The following is a 20657-nucleotide window of genomic DNA, read 5'->3' on the forward strand; positions in this document are numbered from 1 at the left end:
GACGGCGGCGCTCAAGGGCGCCGCCGACTGAATCAGTCCGCCGCTGTTTTCGCTGCCGCTGCGCCACGGTTCGCCGAGCGACGCTTGATCGCCATGGCGCCGCCGAGCAAGGCCTTGCGTTGCTCGTTCAAGCGCGCATCGGCACGGCGTTGCACATCGGTCGCCAGGTCCAGCAACTCACCGACCTGCACTCCGTCAGCGCGTATCAGCGCTTCGAGTACCGCCCGGATCTGCTCGAACAAGGACTCCAGCGTGCTCGGCAGGTACTGGCCCACCGGCGTTTCGAAACTCAGGTGAATGTGTTCGGCATCGTTGTAGAACGCGGCGACCATGCCGATCTCGGCGGCCTGGCGCCCGGACGGGAAGTCCTCGATCTGCAGGCCTTCCATCGACGGCAGGCGAGCAACGCCTTCCTGGTAGATCAGCTTGATGTCGAACAGCGGCGAACGGCCGGCCCGGCGCGGCAGGCGCATGGCTTCCACCAGGCGCTCGAACGGCAAGTCCTGATGGTCCGAAGCCTCCAGCACCGCCCGACGACAGGCCTCCAGCAACTGCGCCGCCGACTGCTCGGCATCGACCTCCACTTGCAGTACTAATTGGTTAACGAAGAAGCCGACCATTTCTTCAAGCTCGGCTTGATTTCGGTTGGCGATATCGGTGCCGATGCGCACCCGACCGACCTCGGTACGCTGGCGCAGGACCAGGGTGAAACCGGCCAGCAGCAGCATGAACAGCGACAGATCGCGCTGTTGGGCAAAGTCGCGCAACTGCTGGCTGAGTTCGCCGCTGAAGGTGAAATGGGCGCTGGCACCTTCTTGTGTCGTGCGCCGGTCGCCATCGGCAGGCAACTCCAGCACCGCCTGGGGCTCGGCAAGGCGCTGCTGCCAGTAGTCGAGTTGGCGCTGCAACTCGCCGCCCTGCTCCAGCCACTGGCGCTGCCATTTGGCGAAGTCGGCGTACTGCACGCTGTGCGCTGGCAGTTGCGGGGTCTTGCCACGGTTGAGGGTTGGATAGAGCGTGACGAATTCATTGATCAGCACGCGGAACGACCAGTCATCGGCGACGATGTGATGCACCGTCAGCAACAGCACATGCTCGTCATCCGCGACCCGCAGCACCCGCACCCGCAGCAACGGACCGTGGCGCAGGTCGAATGGCCGGGAGACTTCCTCGCGGGCCAGTTGCTGCGCTTCGACGTCCGGCGCCGGCCGATGCCGCAGGTCGCTGTCGACAAAACTCAACGGCAGTTGCGCATGCACCCGTTGCCAGGTCTGGCCGTCTTCTTCATAGAACGTGGTGCGCAATACGGCGTGACGCTGCACCAGGGTTTCGAAGGTGAGGCGCAGGGCGTCAAGGTTCAACTCGCCCCGCAGGCGCAAGGCACCGGGCATGTTGTACATCGAACTGTCCGGCTCCAGGTTCCACAGGAACCACAGGCGCTGCTGGGCAAAGGACAACGGCTGGCGTTCGCCGCTGGTGTCCGCCACCAGCGCCGGGCGTTCACAGCTGTGTTGCAGCGCCTGCACCTGAGCAGCGAAATCCTCGAGGCGCGGATGTTCGAACAGGCTGCGCAGGCTCACCGACAGGCCCAGGCGCTGGCGGATCTGCGAGACGATTTGCGTCGCCAGCAACGAGTGCCCACCCAATTCGAAGAAGCTGTTTTCCCGGTCGACACGACTGACCTGCAACACCTGCCGCCAGATCTGTGCCAGTTCGATTTCCAGCTCGCCTTGGGGTGCAGTACCCGTTGCCACTTCCCAGACTTCAGGCGCCGGCAAGGCTGCGCGGTCTAGCTTGCCGTTGCGGTTGAGCGGCAATGCAGCCAGCAACACCAGTTGCGCCGGCAGCATGTAGTCCGGCAGGCGCTCGCCCAAGGCGCGGCGTACGGTGTCGGTGAGCTGACGTGCATCCGCCGCCAGCAGCCCGGCATCGGCCGGCACCACGTAGCCGATCAATTGCTTGCCGCCGACGCCTTCATGCACCAGCACCGCGGCTTCGCTGATCATCGGCAGGCCTTGCAGATGCGCTTCCAGCTCACCCAGTTCGACCCGGAAACCACGGATTTTCACCTGATGATCGATGCGCCCCAGGTACTCCAGCGCACCATCCTCGCGATAGCGCGCCAGGTCGCCGCTGCGATACAGCCGCGCCCCCGGCGTGGTGGAAAACGGATCGGCAATGAAACGTTCGGCGCTCAAGCCCGGTCGCTGGTGATAGCGCTGGGCAAGGCCGTCGTCGCCGCCGATGCACAATTCGCCGACGCAACCGGTCGGCAGCAGGTGGCCTTCGCTGTCCAGCACATACAGTGCGCGACCGGGCAGGGCTTTGCCGATGGGCACGCCAATCAGATTGCGGGTATCGACCAGCGTGCACTCATGGGTGCTGGACACCACCGTGGCTTCGGTCGGCCCGTAGGTGTTGAGCAGGCGCACATCGCCCAAACCGGCGGCGTGCCACAGCTTCAGGCCTTCCAGCGACATGGCTTCGCCGCCGACGTGGATCTGGCGCAAGCGCCCCTTGTCCCGCTGCGGTTGTGCGGCCCACTCCTGAGCCAGCAGGAACCAGTAGGCCGCCGGCAAATCCGCCAGGGTCACGCCCTGTTCGATGATCTGGCGGTAGAGGGTGTCGGTGTCCCACAGTTCATCGCCGCGCATCACCAGCGCCGCGCCCACGCACAATGACGGGTAGCACTGCTCGACAAAGCCGTCGAAGCTGAACGTGGCGAACTGCAGCACGCGGTCTTGCGCGGTGAGTTGTGAATAGTCCGCCGCGATCACGCAAAACTCGCGCAGGGCGGCATGGGCCAGGCACACGCCTTTCGGCCGTCCGGTGGAGCCGGAGGTGTAGATCAGATAGGCGAGGTCTTCGGCGCTGGCGAGGTTGACCGGGTTGTCGGTGCAATACCCGGCGGCTGCGCCCGGCTCCAGCGCCAGGCGCGGCAACCCTTGCGGCAGTGCTACATCGGCCAGCAGACCCGGTTGCGCCAGCAGCAGGTCCATGCCGCTGTCTTCGATCATGTAGGCCAGGCGCTCGGCCGGGTAATCCGGGTCCAGCGGCACATAACCGGCGCCGGACTTGAGGATCGCCATCAGGCTGACGATCATCTGCGCATTGCGCCGCAGCGACAGCCCCACCCGCTGCCCCGGCGCCACACCCTGGGCGCGCAGGCGATGGGCGAGCTGGTTGGCCTGGGCATTGAGTTGGGCGTAGGTCAGGCGTTCGTCACCGAGCATCACCGCCAGCGCATCGGGGGTGCGGGCCGCTTGTTGCTCGAAGCGCTGATGGGCCAGCAACGGACTGTCCAGTTCTGGCACCGGTGGACGCGAGCCGCGTATTACCCGGGCTTGGGCCTGAGCATCCAGCAGGCTGACGGCACCGAGCGCCTGTTGTGGCTGGGCAACAAATTGCGCCAGCACATGCAGCAGGCTGGCGCCCAACTGGCGGATCTGCGCAGCACTGAACCGGGAGCGGTCGAAACTGAAATCCAGTCGCAACGTGGCGCCGACTTCGATGCCGAGGGTCAGTGGGTAGCTGGTGATTTCGTGATTGTGCAGCGCGCCGAAGGTCAGGCCCGCCGGCGCTCCTTGCTTGAGGGCTGCGGCCACCGGGAAGTTCTCGAACACCAGCAGGCTGTCGAACAGCGCCCCCTGTTGCCCGGCCCAGCCCTGAATATCGTACAGCGGCACGTGTTCGAACTCGCGCAGGCTCAGGTTCAGGGCTTGCAGGTCGCTGAGCCATTGGCCCACCGACTGCCCTGCCTGCGGCGCGGCGATGATCGGCAGGGTGTTGATGAACAGCCCCAACTGCTGCTCGATGCCCGGCAACGGCGCGGAGCGTCCGGCAATCGTCGCGCCGAAGGCCACACAGGACTGGCCGGTGTAGCGCTGCAACAGCAGGCCCCAGGCACCTTGCAGCAAGGTGTTGAGGGTGATTTTCTGCTGGCGGGCGAAATCGCTCAGGTGCTGTTGCGTGGCGCTTTCAAGGGTCAATTGATGTTCGTCCATGCCGCGCCCTTCGGCGGGCGCCGGCAAGGCTTGCGCCAGCAGCGTCGGTGTTTCCAGCGGTGCCAGCGCCTGTTTCCAGAACTGTTCGGCGGCCAGCAGCGGCTGCTGTTGAATCCAGCGCAGGTAGTCGCGGTATTGCCCCAACGGCCTGGCCAACGTCTGGCCGGCATAGTGCTGGATCACTTCGCCGAGCAACTGGGCGTTGCTCCAGCCGTCCATGAGGATGTGATGGCTGGTGTATATCAGGTGCCAGTCTTCACTGCCCCGACGTACCAGCAGCAGGCGGAACAACGGCGCGGCGCCGAGTTCGAAGCCACGGCTGCGCTCCTCGGCGGCCAGTGCATCGAGGTCGATGTCGGCCGCTTCGACCACTTGCAGTTGCAGGTCGATCTGGCGATGAATCACCTGATGGGCGCACTCGAGCCCCAACCAGTGGAAGCTGCTGCGCAGGATGTCGTGGCGATTGATCGCCGCCTGCCAGGCCCGGCCGAACGCCACGATTTCAAGGCCCTGAATATCCAGGCGCAATTGATTGATGTAGGCCTCGGCCTGGGGTTCGTACAGGGTGTGGAACAGCATGCCCTGCTGCATTGGCGTCAGCGGGTAAACGTCCTCGATGACCGGCGCCGCAACAGGCAAGGCATCGAGTTGTGCCTGGGTGATGCGCGCCAGCGGGAAGTCCGATGGCGTGACCTGGCCTGCCGTTGTCGCGCAGCAATGCTCGATCAGCGTCTTGAGTTCTTCGGTGTAGGCATCGGCCAGTCGTTGCACGGTGGAATCGGCAAACAGGTCACGGCTGAAGCCCCATTGCAGCGAGAGCTGCCCGCCATAGACCTGGCCTTCCACGGTCAGCCAGTTGGCCAGCGGCGCATCGTCGCCCTGGGCCTGGCCGCCGCTTTCCGGGGCCGGGACGAACAGCGCGGCGTTGTCGAACTGACGGTCGAACTGCCCCAAGTAGTTGAAGGTGATCCGTGGCGCCGGCAAGTCTTGCAGGGCCTGACGCTGCACCGGTTCGCCGAGGTAGCGCAGCAAGCCGTAGCCCAGGCCTTTGCCGGGAATGGCGCGCAGTTGCTCCTTGATCGACTTGATCGAACTTTCTACTTCGGCCTCGGGTTGCAGGCGCACTGGAAACAGGCTGGTGAACCAGCCGACGGTGCGGCTCAGGTCGAGGTCGTCGGACAGGTCTTCGCGGCCGTGGCCTTCCAGCTGGATCAGCGTCGAGCGCTGCCCGCTCCAGCGGCAGATGACCCGCGCCAGCGCCGTGAGCAACAGATCATTGACCTGGGTGCGATAGGCCGCCGGGGCTTGTTGCAGCAGACGTTGGGTTAACTCGGCGTCAAGTTTCGATTCGATCTTGTGTCCGTGGCGCTGCTGCATGCTGCCCCGGGGGTTGTCACACGGCACGTCCCTGGCATCGGCCAGTTGCGCCTGCCAGTACGGCAACTGCTCACTGAGTGCTTGGGCGTGCTGTTGCAGGTGCGCGGCCCAGGTTTGGTAGGCGCTGGTTTTCTCGGGCAGCGCCACTTGCCGGTAAGCCTGTTGCAGGTCTTCGAGCAACACCCGCCACGACACCCCGTCCACGACCAGGTGATGAACCACCAGCAGCAGGCGCTGGCTTCCGTCGTCGAGACTGACCAGCAAGGCACGCAGCAGCGGCCCTTCTGCCAGATCGAGGCTGCGTTGCGCCTCATCGCATAGGGCGGTCAAGGCTTCGGCCGAAGACGCCCGACGCTGCCACAACCCACCTGACTCGACTGGCGCTGCATGGCGCTGCTGCCAGCCTTCGTCACCGGCGATGAAGCGCAGGCGCAAGGCGTCGTGGTGGTTGATGACGGTAACCAACGCCTGTTCCAACACTTGCGGATTCAGCGCTTCCCGGGGCGTCAGCAGCAGCGACTGATTCCAGTGCCGGCGCTGGGCGATGGCCTGTTCGAAGAAGTAATGCTGCGCCGGGGTCAGGATCACTTCGCCACTGACCGGGCCTTGATCGATGTTGCTGCGGCTGTCGAACGTCGCGACCAATGCCAGGCTGCGCACGGTCTGGTACTGGAACAGGTCCCGCGGGCTGAGACGGATACCGGCCTGGCGGGCGCGGCTGACCACCTGGATGGAAATGATCGAGTCGCCGCCAAGTTCGAAGAAGTTGTCTTCGAGGCCCACGGGTTCTGCGCCCAATACGTCCTGCCAGATCTGCGCCAGCGCGATCTGCATCGCATCCAGCGGCGCAACGAATGCCTGTTGCGGTGCGGCGTCCGGTGGCGGCAAGGCCTTGCGGTCGAGCTTGCCATTGGTGGTCACCGGCAAGGCATGCAGCGGCATCAGGTAGATGGGCACCATGTATTCCGGCAAGCTGCCGAGCAACCAGGCCTTGAGGGTTTGCGGCCACTGCGGGTCGGTGTCGGTATTTTCCAGCACCAGATACGCCACCAGCTGCTTGCCGCCCTGCACCAGCACCACGGCCTCGCGCACCAGCGCATGCTGCATCAGGCGAGTCTCGATTTCCCCCAGCTCGATGCGCAGGCCACGCAATTTGACTTGATGGTCGAGGCGTCCGAGGTATTCGATCACACCGTCGGCGCGCTGGCGCACGCGGTCGCCGGTGCGGTACAAGCGCGCGCCGTCATCGAAGGGGCACGGCACGAAACGCTCGGCGCTGAGCGCCGGACGCCGGTGATAACTGCGCGCCAGCCCGGCGCCACCGAGGTACAACTCCCCCGCCACGCCGGCCGGAACCGGGAGCAATTGCGCATCCAGCACATGGGTGCGCAGGTTGGCGATGGGCCGGCCGATGGGCACGCTGTCGGCGCCTTCGTCGATGCAGGTCCAGTGGGTGACGTCGATGGCCGCCTCGGTCGGGCCGTACAGGTTGTACAACCCGGCGCCCGGCAGCTTTTTGAACACCTGCAATTGCGCATCCAGCGGCAAGGCCTCACCGCTGCAGACGATGCGCTTGAGGCCGGTGCAAGCCTCGACGCCCGGTTCGTGGATGAACGCCTGAAGCATTGACGGCACAAAGTGCAGTGTACTGATGCCCTGGTCTTCGATCAGGCGGATCAACTGCGCCGGTTCGCGATGTGCCCCCGGCGGCGCCACCACCAGCCGCGCACCGGTCATCAGCGGCCAGAAGAACTCCCACACCGACACGTCGAAACTGAACGGGGTTTTCTGCAACACCGAGTCGCTGCCATCCAGCCCGTAAGCCTGTTGCATCCAGCACAAGCGGTTGACCAGAGCTCCGTGACTGTTGCCGGCGCCTTTGGGCTTGCCGGTGGAACCGGAGGTGTAGATCACGTAGGCCAGGTTCAACGGATGCACGTCGACCTGCGGACAGGTTTCGCTGTATCCGTCGAGCCAGTTGTGCTCCTGATCCAGGGCGATGACCTTGACGCCCTCGGTGGGCAGTGCGCCGATCAAGGTGCTTTGGCTGAGCAGCAAACCAATCGCACTGTCTTCGATCATGTAGGCCAGGCGCTCGGCCGGGTACTCCGGGTCCAGCGGTACGTAGGCACCACCGGCCTTGTAAATCGCCAGCAGGCCGATGACCATTTCCAGCGAACGCTCGACGCAGATCCCCACCAGCACATCCGGGCCGACGCCCTGCTCGCGCAAGCAGTGCGCCAGTTGATTGCTGCGAGCGTCGAGTTGCCCGTAGCTGAGCTGACGCTCGCCAAACACCAGCGCCGGCGCGTCGGGGGTGCGTCGGGCCTGGGCCTGAATGAACTGGTGCAGGCACTGCTCGACCGGATAGGTCTCGGCGGTGCGGTTCCAGTCCTGCACCAGCACTTGCTGCTCATCCGCGGTCAGCATCGGCAACTCGCCGACTCTTTGCGTCGAGTCGTCGACAATCGCCTGCAACAGGCGCGTCCAGTGCCCGGCCATGCGCGCAACGGTATCGGCCTCGAACAGGTCGCTGGCGTAGGTCAGCGCGGCGTGCAGCTTGCCGCCCTTCTCCCAGGTGTCCAGGGTCAGGTCGAACTGGGTGGTGCGGCTTTGCCAGTCAATGCTGCCCAGCTCCAGACCGGACGCGGTGCTGACCGAGGCCATGTCGGCCACGTGCGGCTGGTGGTTGTACATCACCTGGAACAGCGGCGTGTGGCTGAGGCTGCGTTCCAGTTTCAGCGCCTCGACCAGGCGCTCGAATGGCAGGTCTTGATGGGCCTGGGCGCCGAGGGCGGTTTCCTTGATGGCGCGCAGCAGGTCATCGACCCGGGTCTGGCCGTCCAGTTGCGTGCGCAGCACCTGGGTGTTGACGAAGAAGCCGATCAGGCCTTCGATTTCCGCGCGGTTGCGGTTGGCGATGGGCACGCCGACGCGGATGTCGGTTTGCCCGGTGTAGCGATGGAGCAAAGCGTTGAAGGCGCCGAGCAACAGCATGAACAGGGTGATGTTGTGCTTCTGTGCGGTGCTACGCAGGCGCTCCGCCAGTTGTGCCTCGACCGCGAATTCGTAGCGGGTGCCGCGATAGCTCGGCATCGCCGGGCGCGAATGGTCCAGGGGCAACTCCAGCACCGGGTGTTCGTCACCCAACTGCGCCTGCCAATACGCCAGTTGCCGCGCCTGCTCGCCCGCCTCCAGCCAGCGGCGCTGCCATAGGGCGTAGTCGCTGTACTGGATCGGCAACGCTGCCAGCTGCAGTTGCGCGCCCGCATCGAAGGCGTCGTAGCAGCGGATGAATTCGTCGATCAGCACGTTCATCGACCAGCCGTCAGAGACGATGTGGTGCAGGGTCAGCAACAGCACGTGCTGTTGTTCGGCGAGCTTGAGCAAGGTCACCCGCAGCAGCGGACCGGTCAACAGATCGAACGGCAGCACCGATTGCTGCTCGGCGGTTTCAGCCACGGCAGGTTCGCGTTCCTCGGCAGGCAATGCGCTGAAATCCACCTGCGCGATTCGCAGCGGCGTAGCGGCCGGCACTTGCAGCAAGCTGTCATCGGCCTGACGGGCGAACACCGTGCGCAGGGTTTCATGCCGCGCCACCAGGCTGGCGAACGCCTGCTCCAGCGCCGGCAGGTTCAGGCGACCGGTTAACCGCACCGCGCCCGGCAAGTTGTACGCGCCGCTGTGAGGGTCCAGTTGCCAGAGAAACCACATGCGTTGCTGGGCGTACGACAGTGCCTGGCGGTCCTCGGCCTCGATGCCGGCCGGAATCGGAAAACGGGCGAAATCCACGCCCTCCCTGTGCAAGGCCGCAAGGAACAACTGGCGCTTTTCCAGGGGCAACCCGATAAACCGGCGAGCAAGTTTCAAGGAGTCTTGAGCATTCATCTATCGGCATCCGCATCAGTAGGCAGCAGGCGCAAGGGCGCGTCGTGCCTATAGAACGAATGCAGGCGGGAAAAATTAGCGGATGGGGGCAAGTATCAGGAGGGAGGGTAAAACACGAAAAACCGTGGTTGTTGCAGTTCAAAATGTGGGAGCGGGTGAAACTTGGGAGTGGTGTTAACCCACGGCAGCCATGGAAAGCCGCCGATGATGCACCTCAAGCTGATCCTTGATCACCCGCAGGACCTTGGCTTCCTGCTCATGGATGAAGAAGTGCCCGCCAGCCAGCATGTCCACCGAAAAACTGCCACGGGTTTCCTGGCTCCAGCCGATCAACTGTTCGGCGCTGGCGCGATCGCTCTTGCCACCGAGAACATGCACCGGGCACTTGAGCAAGGGGCGTTGAATTGGCGCGAAACGCCCACAGAGCAGGAAGTCCGCACGCAGCACCGGCAGGGTCAGGCTCATCAACTCTTCGTTGGCCAGGATCTCTTCGCTGGTGCCGTTGAGGGTGCGCAGTTGCTCGATCAGTTCGGCGTCGGTCTTGGGCTGGGCGAAGCCCCGGTCGTAGTCGGCGCGCAGGGTCGGTGCGGCGGTGCCCGAGGCGAACAGCGCTACCGGCTCCGGGCAGCCCAGCGAGCGAAACGCATGGGCCATCTCGCAGGCCAGCAACGCGCCCATGCTGTGGCCGAACAATGCGTATGGCGCCTTGAGCGTGGTTTTTTGTTCCTGGGCCAATTGCAGCGCCAGGCGGCGCATGTCGGTGTGCAAGGGCTCGCCGTACCGCGCGCCACGCCCCGGCAGTTCCACCGGTTGCAGCGTGAGCCACTGCGGCAGTTTGCGCCGCCAACGGCTATAGACCATGGCACTCGCGCCCGAATAGGGCAGGCACAGCAATGTCAGCGGGGTCACCGGGCTTTCCTCGAAAGTTGTCTGTTTGGAGAACGGACGAGGAGCCCAAAGAATTAGCCATACGAATAACCCACAGGTAAATCTTCATTTCAGATGGCGATAACTCGGAATCGCCGAACCGAGCACCACCGCCCCCGCCGCAATCGCCAGCCAGAACCCGCTGCGTGCGCCGAAGGCGTCCACCAACCAGCCGGAGCCGGCGGCGCCGATCGCCACGCCGATGCTCAGGCCGGTCACCAGCCAGGTCAGGCCTTCGGTGAGTTTGGCCGGCGGCACGATCTGCTCCACCAGGGCCATGGCGACAATCAGCGTCGGGGCGAAAAACAGGCCGGCGACAAACACCGCCAGGGACAAGCCGAAAATGTTCGTCGCCAGCAGCAACGGCAAGGTGGTCACCGCCGTCGCCACCCCGCCGTACAGGAACAGGCGCGCCAGCGGCACTTTCGAGCGCAGTGCGCCGAACGCCAACCCGGCCAGGCACGAGCCGATGGCATACACCGACAGCACGATGCTCGCCGCCGCCGGTTGGCCCTGCTGCTGGGCGAAGGCGACGCTGACCACGTCGACCACGCCGACGATGGTGCCCATGGCCACCATCAACAGCATCAGCAACTGAATGTCGCGGGAACGGATGATCGAGCCTTGATGGTGTTCTTCATGGGGATGCACCGGCGGCTCCGTGCTGCGCTGCAAGACGAACGCGGTGACGCCGATGGCCAGCGCCAGCAAGGCCGCCAGCGGACCGGCCTCGGGGAATGCCACCACACACAACCCCACCGACAGCGGCGGCCCGACGATGAAGCAGACTTCGTCCAGCACCGACTCCAGGGCGTAGGCGGTCTGCAATTCGGGGCGGCCGCGATACACCTCGGTCCAGCGCGCACGGACCATCGCCGACATGCTCGGCATGCAACCGGCCAGCGCGGCGAAGAAAAACAGCGTCCAGTGCGGCGCCTGCAATCGCGTGCACAGCAACAGCAGCAACAGTGCCCCACCGCCCAGCAACGCCGCCACCGGCAGAATCCGCCCCTGGCCATAGCGATCCACCAGCCGCGAAACCTGCGGCGCACAAAAGGCCGTGGCCAGGGCGAACGTAGCCGCCACCGCGCCGGCCATTGCGTAGCCACCCTGCACCTGCGAAAGCATGGTGATCAGGCCGATGCCGGTCATGGAAATCGGCATGCGCGCGATCATTGCGGCCAGCACGAAGGCGCCACTGCCGGGGGCTTTGAACAACTCGCGATAGGGGTTGGCCATGGGACGGGTCTCATCAGGGGACTGCACGTTGCCATAACGGCTGATTGCGGGGGAAGCGTGGAATTGTTGGTTGAATGTGAAGGAGCCAGAACAGACAACTCACACCCTTCGCCGAATGAACTCTCGCCCACCCAAACCAGTCAGCTATTTAGGCCCCCGGTTCCCGGAGTTTCGCGACAATGGTTGATCCCCCCGAACGCCAACGCCCCATCGACGCCCACGGCATCATCGGCGACATGCGCAGCGCGGCGCTGGTCAACGACAAGGGCAGCGTGGATTTTTTCTGCTGGCCGGAGTTCGACAGCCCGTCGATCTTCTGCTCGCTGCTGGACACCCCCGAAGCCGGAATTTTCCAGTTGGCGCCGGACTTGCCCGACGCCCGCCGCGAACAAATCTACCTGCCCGACACCAATGTGTTGCTGACCCGCTGGCTCAGTGATCGCGCTGTGGTCGAAGTCACCGACCTGCTACCGGTCGGTGACACCGAGGATGACCTGCCGCTGCTGATGCGGCGGATCCGTGTGGTCAGCGGCCGCGCCACCTTCCACATGCGCTGCGCCGTGCGCCATGACTACGCCCGCGCCTACACTCGCGCACGCCAGAACAAACAGGATGTGGTGTTTGAAGCTGCCGACCAACCGACTCTGCGGCTCTCTTCGGATCAGGCATTACGCATCGACGCCAACGTGGCGATCGCCGATTTCACCCTCGAACAAGACCAGACTGGTCAATTCCTGCTAGGCGCCCTCGACGATCCGCGCTTCAAGGAAGGTGCCGCGCAACTGTGCCTGGAGCGCACCCTGAAGTTCTGGCGCGACTGGATCGGCCAGTCCAACTACCGCGGCCGCTGGCGCGAAATGGTCAACCGCTCGGCCCTGGCGATGAAGCTGCTGACCTCGCGCAAACACGGCGCCATTCTCGCCGCCGCCACCTTCGGCCTGCCGGAAAGCCCGGGTGGCACACGTAACTGGGACTATCGCTTCACCTGGATCCGCGACGCCTCGTTCACCGTCTATGCGTTCATGCGCCTGGGCTTCGTCGAAGAGGCCAACGCCTATATGCGCTGGTTGCGCGGTCGGGTCAGCGACTGCCAGGGCAAGCCGATGAAACTCAATATCCTGTACGCCATCGACGGTCGCCAGGAGCTGCCGGAGATCGAGCTGGCGCACCTGTCTGGGCATGGTGGCGCACAACCGGTGCGCATCGGCAATCAGGCTTACGAACAAGTCCAGCTCGATATCTTTGGCGAGCTGATGGACGCGATTTACCTGGTCAACAAATACGGCGAAGCCATCTCCCATGAAGGCTGGAAACACACGGTGGAGGTGGTCGATCAGGTCTGTGAAACCTGGGAGCAGAAGGATGTCGGCATCTGGGAGATGCGCGGCGCGCAATATCATTTCCTGCATTCACGGCTGATGTGCTGGGTCGCCCTGGACCGCGCCATCCGCCTTGCTTCAAAACGCTCGCTGCCGGCCCCCTTCGCGCGTTGGGACCAGACCCGCCAGGCGATCTACGCCGACATCTGGGAGAACTTCTGGTGCGAGGAACGCGGGCACTTCGTCCAGCACATCGGCGGCACCGGCCTGGACGGTTCGATGCTGCTGATGCCGCTGGTGCGTTTCGTCAGCGCCCGCGACCCGCGCTGGCTGGTGACCCTGGAAGCCATCGAAAAGAGCCTGGTGCGCGACGGCATGGTCTACCGCTACCGCAACGACGACAGCCAGATCGACGGCCTGCCCGGCAGCGAAGGCGCCTTCGCCGCGTGCTCGTTCTGGTACGTCGAATGCCTGGCCCGCGCCGGCCAGCTCGACAAGGCCCACCTGGAGTTCGAACAACTGCTCAGGTACGCCAACCCGCTGGGGCTGTATGCCGAAGAGTTCGACAGCCATGGGCGGCACATGGGCAACACACCGCAGGCATTGACCCATCTGGCGCTGATCAGTGCGGCGTGCTTTCTGGATAGGAGGTTGAGTGGGGAGAAGGTTGTTTGGCAGCCTTAACACTACAAATCTTGTGCAATCCGAGTCCTACGTTTCTTAAACAAAACAGCTTGCAAAAACCCGCAAATACCCTGTTGCAAGCTGTTACATCCCCACCTAACATCCTTGCTCTACGGGTACAGCGGAGCTGTCCAGAACCACCCGAATTCAAGGAACCAGAATGACCCAACGCATCCAACGCAGCATCGACTCCCCGCTCCGAACCGGTTTGAACCGCGAAGAGCTCTGGGAGGCCGGTGACAAGGGCCTGATCAAATGCTGGGAAGTCGGCCGCCAGCGCGCCGCCCGTTTCCCCGACCTTGCCCGACAGTGCCTCGCCGGCGAACTGCCCGTACTGGGCTGGAAAGGCGGCGTCAGCCGCAGCCTGAAGAAACTCGAAAAATATGGCTCCCTTAAATACCTCGCACAGTGGCAAGGGTTGCGTGGGGAAGATCTGGATGTTGATTTGAGCGAAGAGCGGGCGCTGACTTGCTCGCGAACCGGGATGGTGGTGACGTTCACGCCAGATCGGGCGAAGTATTTCAATCAGCTGGCGGAAGCTGAAGCCTGACGTGAACCGGACACCGGATCTACTGCAACACTAACCGAAAACCGCTCCCGATAAGCCTGTGGCGTCACGCCCATGGCCCGCAGGAAGCTGCGGCGCAGGGTTTCTTCGCTGCCGAAGCCGCATTGCACCGCCACCCGTTTGATCGGCACGCCGGTATCGCTGAGCAAACGCCGCGCGGTTTCGACGCGGATCAGTTCGATGGCCCGGGCCGGGGTCTGGCCGGTGTCGGCGCGGTAGTGGCGCACGAAGCTGCGTTCGCTCATGCCGGCCTGCAAGGCCAGGGTCGGGATGCCCAGGTCGTGGGTCAGGTTTTCGCTGATCCAGGCGTGAAGTTCGTCGAAACGGTTGCCTTCCTGTTGCAGTGACAGGGTCACGCTGAATTGCGACTGGCCACCCGGACGCTTGAGAAACACCACCAGTTGCCGGGCGACTTCCAGGGCCATGGTGCGCCCCAGATCTTGTTCGACCATGGCCAACGCCAGGTCGATGCCGGCGGTCACCCCGGCCGAGGTCCAGACCGGGCCGTCGTTAATGAAGATCGGGTTGGGCTCGACGTGCAGTTGCGGGTGCTGCTGCGCCAATTGCTCGCAACGGGTCCAGTGGGTGACCACGCGCCGGCCGTCGAGCCAGCCGCTGGCCGCCAGCAGGAACGCACCGGTGCACACCGAGGCAACCCGCCGGCAGCCATGGGCATGTTCGCGCACCCAGGCGACCAACGGCGCATCTTCGGCCGCTGCGTAGACACCCCAGCCACCGGCGACGATCAGGGTATCGGTGCCCTCTTCCGGTAATGGTTCGGCCAACAGGGCCAACCCCGCCGACGACATCACCGCCCCGCCGCCGCTGACAATTACTGTCGGTGCATAGGGTGGCGGCAGGCCTTGCTGGCGGGCAATGTCGTTGGCCGAAGCGAAGACCTGCAACGGCCCGGTGACGTCGAGCAATTGCACGTTGGCGAAAGCGAGCACATGGATGGTTTTCGACATTTGGCGTAATTCGTGGGGATATTGGCGTATACGCCAAAGCCTACGAGCCTAAAGTCAAACCGTCCACCCACTTCACGAGAAAAAACACCATGACGTTGCAGATCGGTTTTCTGTTGTTTCCTCAGGTGCAGCAACTGGACCTGACCGGCCCTTATGACGTACTGGCCTCGCTGCCGGATGTGAAAGTGCATCTGATCTGGAAAGACCTGATGCCGGTCACCGCCAGCACCGGCCTGCTGCTGAAACCGACCACCACCTTCGATGATTGCCCGGCACTGGACGTGATCTGCGTGCCCGGTGGCAGCGGCGTCGGCCCCTTGATGGAAGATGACCAGACCCTGGACTTTCTCAAGGCCCAGGCCGCCAATGCCCGCTACATCACGTCGGTGTGCACCGGCTCGCTGGTGCTGGGCGCGGCGGGATTGCTCAAGGGCAAACGCGCCACCACTCACTGGGCGTATCACGAACTGCTAAAGCCACTGGGTGCAATTGCGGTGCAAGACCGGGTGGTTCGCGACGGCAATCTGCTGACCGGTGGTGGCATCACCGCCGGTATCGACTTCGCCCTGACCCTGGCCGCCGAGCTGTTCGACCAGGCCACCGCCGAGCTGGTGCAATTGCAACTGGAATACGCCCCAGCCCCGCCATTTACCGCGGGCAGTCCGGAGACGGCCCCGGCCAGTGTGCTGGAGGAGGCTCGCCAGCGGGCTGCCGGCTCGTTGAAACTGCGGGCGCAGATCACCGAGCGCGCGGCGGCGAAACTCGACCGGCATTGAAAAACGGCGGCGGGAGCCCGGTGCCTGCCGCCACGATGTTTTCACGCGCCCACAAAAAAACCCGCCGAAGCGGGTTTTTCCAAGACCATGACGACTCCTTGTCGTAGCGTTCCTTGCATATGGTCGATCATCCATGATCCTGAGCACATCCTGTGCTTCAGTGGGTAAGGCCAGATTACGCTTCGGATCCAATTTGTAACAGGCGATATCACTACCATCGCGTGTAAGACATTCGCTATAAACCACCTTCCGAAAACCCCTGGACGCCTCAGGTTTCGAGCCAGCTTCAGCCACTCAGTTGTTCGTGGGACTTGGCATTGTCGATCAAAAACTGCTCGATATTGTTCATTTGCTCTTCCCAACCGCGACTGTCCATGCGGAAAGCCTTTTCGCGACGGGCCTGGGGAACGTGATCGAAACCGGACTCGGAGACCTTGAGCAACGTGCCTTCGTCCATGTCTTCGAGTTCGAATTTCACCAGGGTGGTGGGTTCCTGGGAGTAATCGACTTCAGGGTTCACGGCATACGGGTGCCAGCGAAACGAAAACAGTCGCTCCGGCTCGACCCGCTCTACCAGTACATTCCAGCGCAAATGCTCATAACCGGGATAGGTAATCTGCCCCTGGGTCCACTCGCCTGCCACAAAGCGCTTGCCCTCCAGCGCCACGCCAAACCACTGTCCGAACATTTCGGCATTGGCCAGCACACGCCAGACCTGCGAACGCTTGGCCTTGAGCAGGACTTTCCTTTCGATGCGATCAGATGCTGGGTTCATAAGTCACCTCCTGTACTTGAACAGTAGGTCAGTAAGACCACAAGACCAACTTTAAAGTTGTACCAATGGGGATGTGCAATCAATCATGCCTGAGATATTCGGTCGCATTTGCACGGATAAGTTCTGGGGCAATCGCAAAGTCAGAGGGCGAAACGGCTAACGTTCCGTCTCGAAACAGCATCGAAAAGGATAGCGACATGAACAACCTGCGCGGCAGTTGCCTGTGCAAGGCCATCGAATACGAACTCGACAGCCTCGACATGCCCATCAGCCACTGCCATTGCCAGACCTGCCGTAAGGCACACGCAGCGGCTTTTGCATCGACCGCCGGGGTCATGCGCGAGCATTTTCGCTGGACCAAAGGCCAGGATCGCCTGAGCCGCCATGAATCGTCGCCAGGCAAGTTTCGGTATTTCTGTTCGGCCTGCGGTTCACACCTGATGGCCGAACGGCCGGCCCAGCCCCACGTGATCGTTCGGGTGGCGACACTGGATACCGATCCACGGAAGACACCCCAAGCGCATATCTGGACGGCCCATGACGTGCCATGGCTGGAATACGATTCGGTGGAAAAACACACGCAATGGCAAGCGTAGCGGGCTGAATGCCCCTCAGCGCTACACTGCATTTCTCATTCGGTCACAACGAGCACTCCAGCATGAACCCACGCTTACTATTGGCGCTGACGCCCCTGTTGTTCACCTCCATGGCGTTCGCCGTGGATTGTGACAACGCCAACGACCAGGCGACGATGAACCAGTGTGCGGCGCAGCAGAATGCTGCCGCCGACAAGGAATTGAATGCGCTGTACCAGCAGATCACTTCGCGGCTCAAGAGCAACCCGGACGGCAAGAAGCAGTTGGTGGGTGCGCAGCGGGCGTGGGTGGCGTTCCGCGATGCCGAGTGCAGGTTCTCGGCGTCCGGGGTGGAAGGCGGGAGTGTGTATCCGCTGATCTATGGCAACTGCACCACGGAGTTGACCAAGGCACGGGTTCAGACGTTCAAGCAGTACTTGAAGTGCCAGGAGGGGGATTTGAGTTGTCCGGTGCCGGGGGTTTGATTTTTGCTGTTTTTGCGGTGTTTTTGAGGGCCTCTTCGCGGGCAAGCCCGCTCCCACAGGGTTCAGGGGTGTTCACACGATAGTGATCACACTGCATATCCACTGTGGGAGCGGGCTTGCCCGCGAAGGCGTCAGTTCAGGCGCGGCAATTACCGGACAAAAATCTGCGCCGTGGTAATCGCCATGTCCCCGCCCGGCAGCTTGATGCTGCCCGTTTGCTTGAGGCTGTCGGCATCAAAGATCGCCACGTCGTTGAAGGTCCCCGCCAGGTAGATCTTGCTGCCGTCCTTGTTGAAGGAAATGCAGTAGTACGAGTGATCGAGCGTGGCGGACTGGAGCATCTTCTTCTGTTTGATGTCGTACTTGGCCAGGCGGTTGAGCACGCCGAACATCAGGTTCGGGTCCTTGGGCGAGCGCATGCCGCTGAAGTAGATTTCGGTCAAGGGCCCGAAGTCGGTGGTTTCGGTCTTGCCGGTCTTCAGGTCGACACTGAACAGGCCGTACAGGTATTCGGCGGTGGCCGGGTCCTGTTTCTTGTCCTTGAACTTCGCCGCGGTGTACAGCAGCGAGAAGTCATGCCGGTAGGTCTGCTGGTTCCACACGTAGAGCACGTCCGGCGCGCTGTAATTCGGGCGCTTCCAGTGGCGGCTGGGGATCAGCACGTCGAACTTGCCGGTCTGCACATTGACCTTGTAGACGTCCGCCCCGGCCACGTACAGCGTGCCGTCGTCACCGCTCTGCATGATGGTCAGCTGGCGCGGCGTCGGGAAACTGCGCACAGGCTTGGCGTCCATGCCGGCGTCGGTCTTGTACACGTCGAGCCGGGGCTGCTGCACTTCGTAGCGATCGTTCATCATCAGCGTCGGGTTGGCGACAGTGTACAGCTCCTTGCCGTCGTGGCTGAGGGTGAAGGCGAACATCGAGCGCGCTTTTTCCCCCGGCTTCTGGGCGATGCTGGCGTGGAACACCTGCTTGCAGTTGTCCAGTTCGACACCGTAGACGTCCGCATAGTGATTGTTCAGCACGTAGGCGGTCTTGCGGTCCGGCGACAATTGCACGGTGCCAGGGCCGAAGGCATCGGGCATCTTGCAGGTCTTGAACAGGGTGTCGGTGGCCAGGTCGATCACGTGCAGGTTGTTCGGGTAGTTGGTGGTCAACATGTACTCGTGACCATCTTGCAGTGCGGTGTTTTCATCGGCCAGAACACTGACCGAACAGCTGCTCAGAACGGCGAACGCGGCCAGGCCGCAGGCTTTGATATTACGCATGCTGGAATCCTTCTTCTGTGATCACTTGTCTTTGGGGAAGACAGTGCCGAGGTTGCGCCAGTTTTCGTTGGACGCCTGGGCATCCTTGTTCCAGTCCGGGTAGGTGCTCATCATGTCGGGCACCTGGGCCGGCCACCAGCAGGGGTCGGAGCAACCGTAGAGGTCGGCTTCCATCGGCTGGCACAGCGACGACACGCCGCCAAACGCATCGATTTCCCAGCCCGGATCGGTGGTTGAGGCACAGCCCGCCACGGAGCTCATGGCCACCACTTCTTCAATGCGGTTCTCGTCCGCGGCCTGATCCAGCTTCAACGCTTTGTTATTGATTGCCTTGAGATGTTTCATATCAGTGAGCCTTGCGCGGAGTGATGTAACTGCTGATGAACGCAGGGTTATTGGCCATGATCCGGGTGTAGACCTCGATGCCGAAGTCGACCCAGTCACGCATCAGTTCGCAGTAGTGATAGGTCGGGTGGGTCGGATCGCCGTAGCGGGCGTAGCTCTCGTGGTAGCAGCCGCCGGAACACAGGTTGCGGATCTGGCAGTCCTCGCAGCCGGTGTTGGTGCGGTCCAGGCGCTGGGACAGGAAGTCGTTCAACTCCACCTGCTTCACACCGCTGTGGACGTTGCCGAAGGTCGGCAGGCTCGAACCGGTAAAGCGGTGGCACAGGTTCAGCTCGCCTTTGTGATCCACCGCCAGCATCTTCAGGCCCGCGCCGCACGGCAGGGCTTTCTTGTGGCCTTCGTGGATGTCGGTGATGAGCTGGTGCAGGTTGGAGAAACCGATGTTGCGGTGCTCCAGCGCCGCTTCCAGATAGCGTCGACCGAGGGCCTTCATGTTGGCGAACACCTGCACCAGTTCATCGCTGGTGAGGTTGAAGCTGCTGATGTCGCCGGAGGTCACCGGGGCAAAGCCGACTTCGGCAAAACCCAGTTCGTTGAACAGGTGATCCCAGATGGTTTCAACATCGGTCACGCCGGTGGTCAGGGTCACCCGCGCACCGACCGGACGGCTGTTGTAGCGCGACAGCAGCATCTCGGCCTTGCGCCGCACCACGTCGTACGTGCCCTGCCCGCCCACGGTGATGCGGTTGCGGTCGTGCACGGTTTTCGGCCCGTCGATGCTCACCGACAGCCCGAAACGGTGGGCGTTGAGGTAGTCCACGGTTTCTTCGGTGAGCAGCGTGGCGTTGGTGGTCATGACGAACTCGACGAACTTGCCCGCCTCGCGGAAACGCTTCTCACAGTAGTCGACCATGTACTCGATCAGCTTGCGGTTGCTCAGCGGTTCGCCGCCGAAGAACACCACGGTGAAACGCTCTTCGTCCGGGGATTCGCGCAGCAGCATTTCCACCGAGGCGATCGCCGTTTCGACGTCCATCTTTTTGCCCGCCGACGGCTTGTCGAGGTCTTCCTTGTAGCAGTAGGTGCAGCTCAGGTTGCAGCCGGTGTTGACGTTGAGCACCACGGTATTGATCGCCGTGCGCTCGACGCGCTTGGTGGCGATGTCCGGGGTCAGCGGCGAACCGTCGCTGACCAGTTCCAGGGCCATCAGCTCGCGCAGGGTCTCGGTGATTTCCTCGCCGCTGAAACGCGCGGCCAGGCGCTGGATCAGGTCGTCCGAGGAACAACCGGGCCCACGCAAGGTGTCGATGATGGTCCCGGTCAGTTCATCGCTGGCGAACAGCGAACTGCTGGGGATGTGAAACAGCATGCGGTCGGCATCGACCTGCACTTCGTGCAGGTTGCGTTCGACCAGATTCAATATGGCGCCCATAACCAACCTCCTGTGCAGGCCCCGCTT

13 protein-coding genes are annotated in these 20657 nt (G+C 63.0%); 5 read left to right on the plus strand and 8 right to left on the minus strand.

Features of this window, described 5'->3' with window-relative positions:
- Positions 1-32 precede the first annotated feature (32 nt).
- The 3 genes from ACM6G4_RS01050 to ACM6G4_RS01060 all read right to left on the minus strand — a co-directional run bounded on the left by ACM6G4_RS01050 (position 33) and on the right by ACM6G4_RS01060 (position 11435).
- Positions 33-9269, minus strand: coding sequence for an amino acid adenylation domain-containing protein (locus tag ACM6G4_RS01050; RefSeq protein ID WP_414912841.1), 9237 nt, complete (start codon positions 9267-9269; stop codon positions 33-35).
- Between the two features lie 174 nt (positions 9270-9443).
- On the minus strand, positions 9444-10178 hold the full coding sequence (locus ACM6G4_RS01055; RefSeq protein ID WP_409079188.1) for a thioesterase II family protein: 735 nt from the start codon (positions 10176-10178) through the stop codon (positions 9444-9446).
- An 84-nt stretch (positions 10179-10262) separates the two neighbouring features.
- Positions 10263-11435 (minus strand): MFS transporter, encoded by a 1173-nt coding sequence (locus ACM6G4_RS01060; protein ID WP_414912842.1) that lies wholly within the window; start codon positions 11433-11435, stop codon positions 10263-10265.
- A gap of 179 nt (positions 11436-11614) precedes the next feature.
- Here ACM6G4_RS01060 and ACM6G4_RS01065 point away from each other — a divergent pair, with 179 nt between their 5' ends.
- Both ACM6G4_RS01065 and ACM6G4_RS01070 read left to right on the plus strand, forming a co-directional pair.
- Entirely contained in the window at positions 11615-13438 is a 1824-nt protein-coding gene (locus ACM6G4_RS01065; RefSeq protein ID WP_414912843.1) for a glycoside hydrolase family 15 protein, read from the plus strand.
- A 160-nt stretch (positions 13439-13598) separates the two neighbouring features.
- Positions 13599-13988: a hypothetical protein gene (locus ACM6G4_RS01070; protein WP_223541888.1), complete on the plus strand. Its 390-nt coding sequence runs from the start codon at positions 13599-13601 to the stop codon at positions 13986-13988.
- On the opposite strand, the gene ACM6G4_RS01075 is transcribed toward ACM6G4_RS01070, so the two are convergent.
- The gene (locus ACM6G4_RS01075; RefSeq protein WP_414912844.1) at positions 13964-14974 is read right to left on the minus strand and encodes a GlxA family transcriptional regulator; all 1011 of its coding nucleotides are present in this window, start codon (positions 14972-14974) and stop codon (positions 13964-13966) included. The two genes, ACM6G4_RS01070 and ACM6G4_RS01075, sit on opposite strands and share 25 nt — an antisense overlap.
- Before the next feature lie 89 nt (positions 14975-15063).
- Here ACM6G4_RS01075 and inhA point away from each other — a divergent pair, with 89 nt between their 5' ends.
- Complete coding sequence (gene inhA, locus ACM6G4_RS01080; RefSeq protein WP_414912845.1) at positions 15064-15750, plus strand: isonitrile hydratase; 687 nt, start codon at positions 15064-15066, stop codon at positions 15748-15750.
- A 286-nt stretch (positions 15751-16036) separates the two neighbouring features.
- Here inhA and ACM6G4_RS01085 read toward each other — a convergent pair whose 3' ends face one another.
- Entirely contained in the window at positions 16037-16525 is a 489-nt protein-coding gene (locus tag ACM6G4_RS01085; protein ID WP_409079192.1) for an SRPBCC family protein, read from the minus strand.
- 197 nt (positions 16526-16722) lie between these two features.
- On the opposite strand from ACM6G4_RS01085, the gene ACM6G4_RS01090 reads away from it, so the two are divergent.
- Together ACM6G4_RS01090 and ACM6G4_RS01095 are read left to right on the plus strand one after the other, a co-directional pair.
- Positions 16723-17121: a GFA family protein gene (locus ACM6G4_RS01090; RefSeq protein WP_223465804.1), complete on the plus strand. Its 399-nt coding sequence runs from the start codon at positions 16723-16725 to the stop codon at positions 17119-17121.
- Between the two features lie 62 nt (positions 17122-17183).
- Complete coding sequence (locus tag ACM6G4_RS01095) at positions 17184-17585, plus strand: lysozyme inhibitor LprI family protein (RefSeq protein WP_414912846.1); 402 nt, start codon at positions 17184-17186, stop codon at positions 17583-17585.
- A gap of 149 nt (positions 17586-17734) precedes the next feature.
- Here ACM6G4_RS01095 and peaD read toward each other — a convergent pair whose 3' ends face one another.
- From peaD to peaB, 3 genes are read right to left on the minus strand one after another with little or no spacing between them, the layout of a single operon-like run.
- The gene (gene peaD, locus ACM6G4_RS01100; RefSeq protein WP_414912847.1) at positions 17735-18853 is read right to left on the minus strand and encodes a quinohemoprotein amine dehydrogenase subunit beta; all 1119 of its coding nucleotides are present in this window, start codon (positions 18851-18853) and stop codon (positions 17735-17737) included.
- 21 nt (positions 18854-18874) lie between these two features.
- Positions 18875-19198 carry a quinohemoprotein amine dehydrogenase subunit gamma gene (gene qhpC / locus ACM6G4_RS01105; RefSeq protein ID WP_007971075.1) on the minus strand — a complete coding sequence of 108 codons (324 nt, stop codon included), beginning with the start codon at positions 19196-19198 and terminating at the stop codon, positions 18875-18877.
- Between the two features lies 1 nt (position 19199).
- On the minus strand, positions 19200-20630 hold the full coding sequence (peaB, locus tag ACM6G4_RS01110) for a quinohemoprotein amine dehydrogenase maturation protein (protein WP_056722678.1): 1431 nt from the start codon (positions 20628-20630) through the stop codon (positions 19200-19202).
- Positions 20631-20657: the final 27 nt, after the last annotated feature.

Origin of the sequence: Pseudomonas sp. IT-P258, from assembly GCF_949767825.1 — a bacterium.
Lineage (GTDB): Bacteria > Pseudomonadota > Gammaproteobacteria > Pseudomonadales > Pseudomonadaceae > Aquipseudomonas > Aquipseudomonas monachiensis.

Excerpts from the sequence above, each read along its gene's own strand:
- ACM6G4_RS01050 (WP_414912841.1), bottom strand. The coding sequence starts at position 9,269 with ATGAATGCTCAAGACTCCTTGAAACTTGCTCGCCGGTTTATCGGGTTG.
- ACM6G4_RS01060 (WP_414912842.1), bottom strand. The coding sequence starts at position 11,435 with ATGGCCAACCCCTATCGCGAGTTGTTCAAAGCCCCCGGCAGTGGCGCC.
- ACM6G4_RS01065 (WP_414912843.1), top strand. The coding sequence starts at position 11,615 with ATGGTTGATCCCCCCGAACGCCAACGCCCCATCGACGCCCACGGCATC.
- ACM6G4_RS01070 (WP_223541888.1), top strand. The coding sequence starts at position 13,599 with ATGACCCAACGCATCCAACGCAGCATCGACTCCCCGCTCCGAACCGGT.
- ACM6G4_RS01075 (WP_414912844.1), bottom strand. The coding sequence starts at position 14,974 with ATGTCGAAAACCATCCATGTGCTCGCTTTCGCCAACGTGCAATTGCTC.
- inhA (WP_414912845.1), top strand. The coding sequence starts at position 15,064 with ATGACGTTGCAGATCGGTTTTCTGTTGTTTCCTCAGGTGCAGCAACTG.
- ACM6G4_RS01085 (WP_409079192.1), bottom strand. The coding sequence starts at position 16,525 with ATGAACCCAGCATCTGATCGCATCGAAAGGAAAGTCCTGCTCAAGGCC.
- ACM6G4_RS01090 (WP_223465804.1), top strand. The coding sequence starts at position 16,723 with ATGAACAACCTGCGCGGCAGTTGCCTGTGCAAGGCCATCGAATACGAA.
- ACM6G4_RS01095 (WP_414912846.1), top strand. The coding sequence starts at position 17,184 with ATGAACCCACGCTTACTATTGGCGCTGACGCCCCTGTTGTTCACCTCC.
- peaD (WP_414912847.1), bottom strand. The coding sequence starts at position 18,853 with ATGCGTAATATCAAAGCCTGCGGCCTGGCCGCGTTCGCCGTTCTGAGC.
- qhpC (WP_007971075.1), bottom strand. The coding sequence starts at position 19,198 with ATGAAACATCTCAAGGCAATCAATAACAAAGCGTTGAAGCTGGATCAG.
- peaB (WP_056722678.1), bottom strand. The coding sequence starts at position 20,630 with ATGGGCGCCATATTGAATCTGGTCGAACGCAACCTGCACGAAGTGCAG.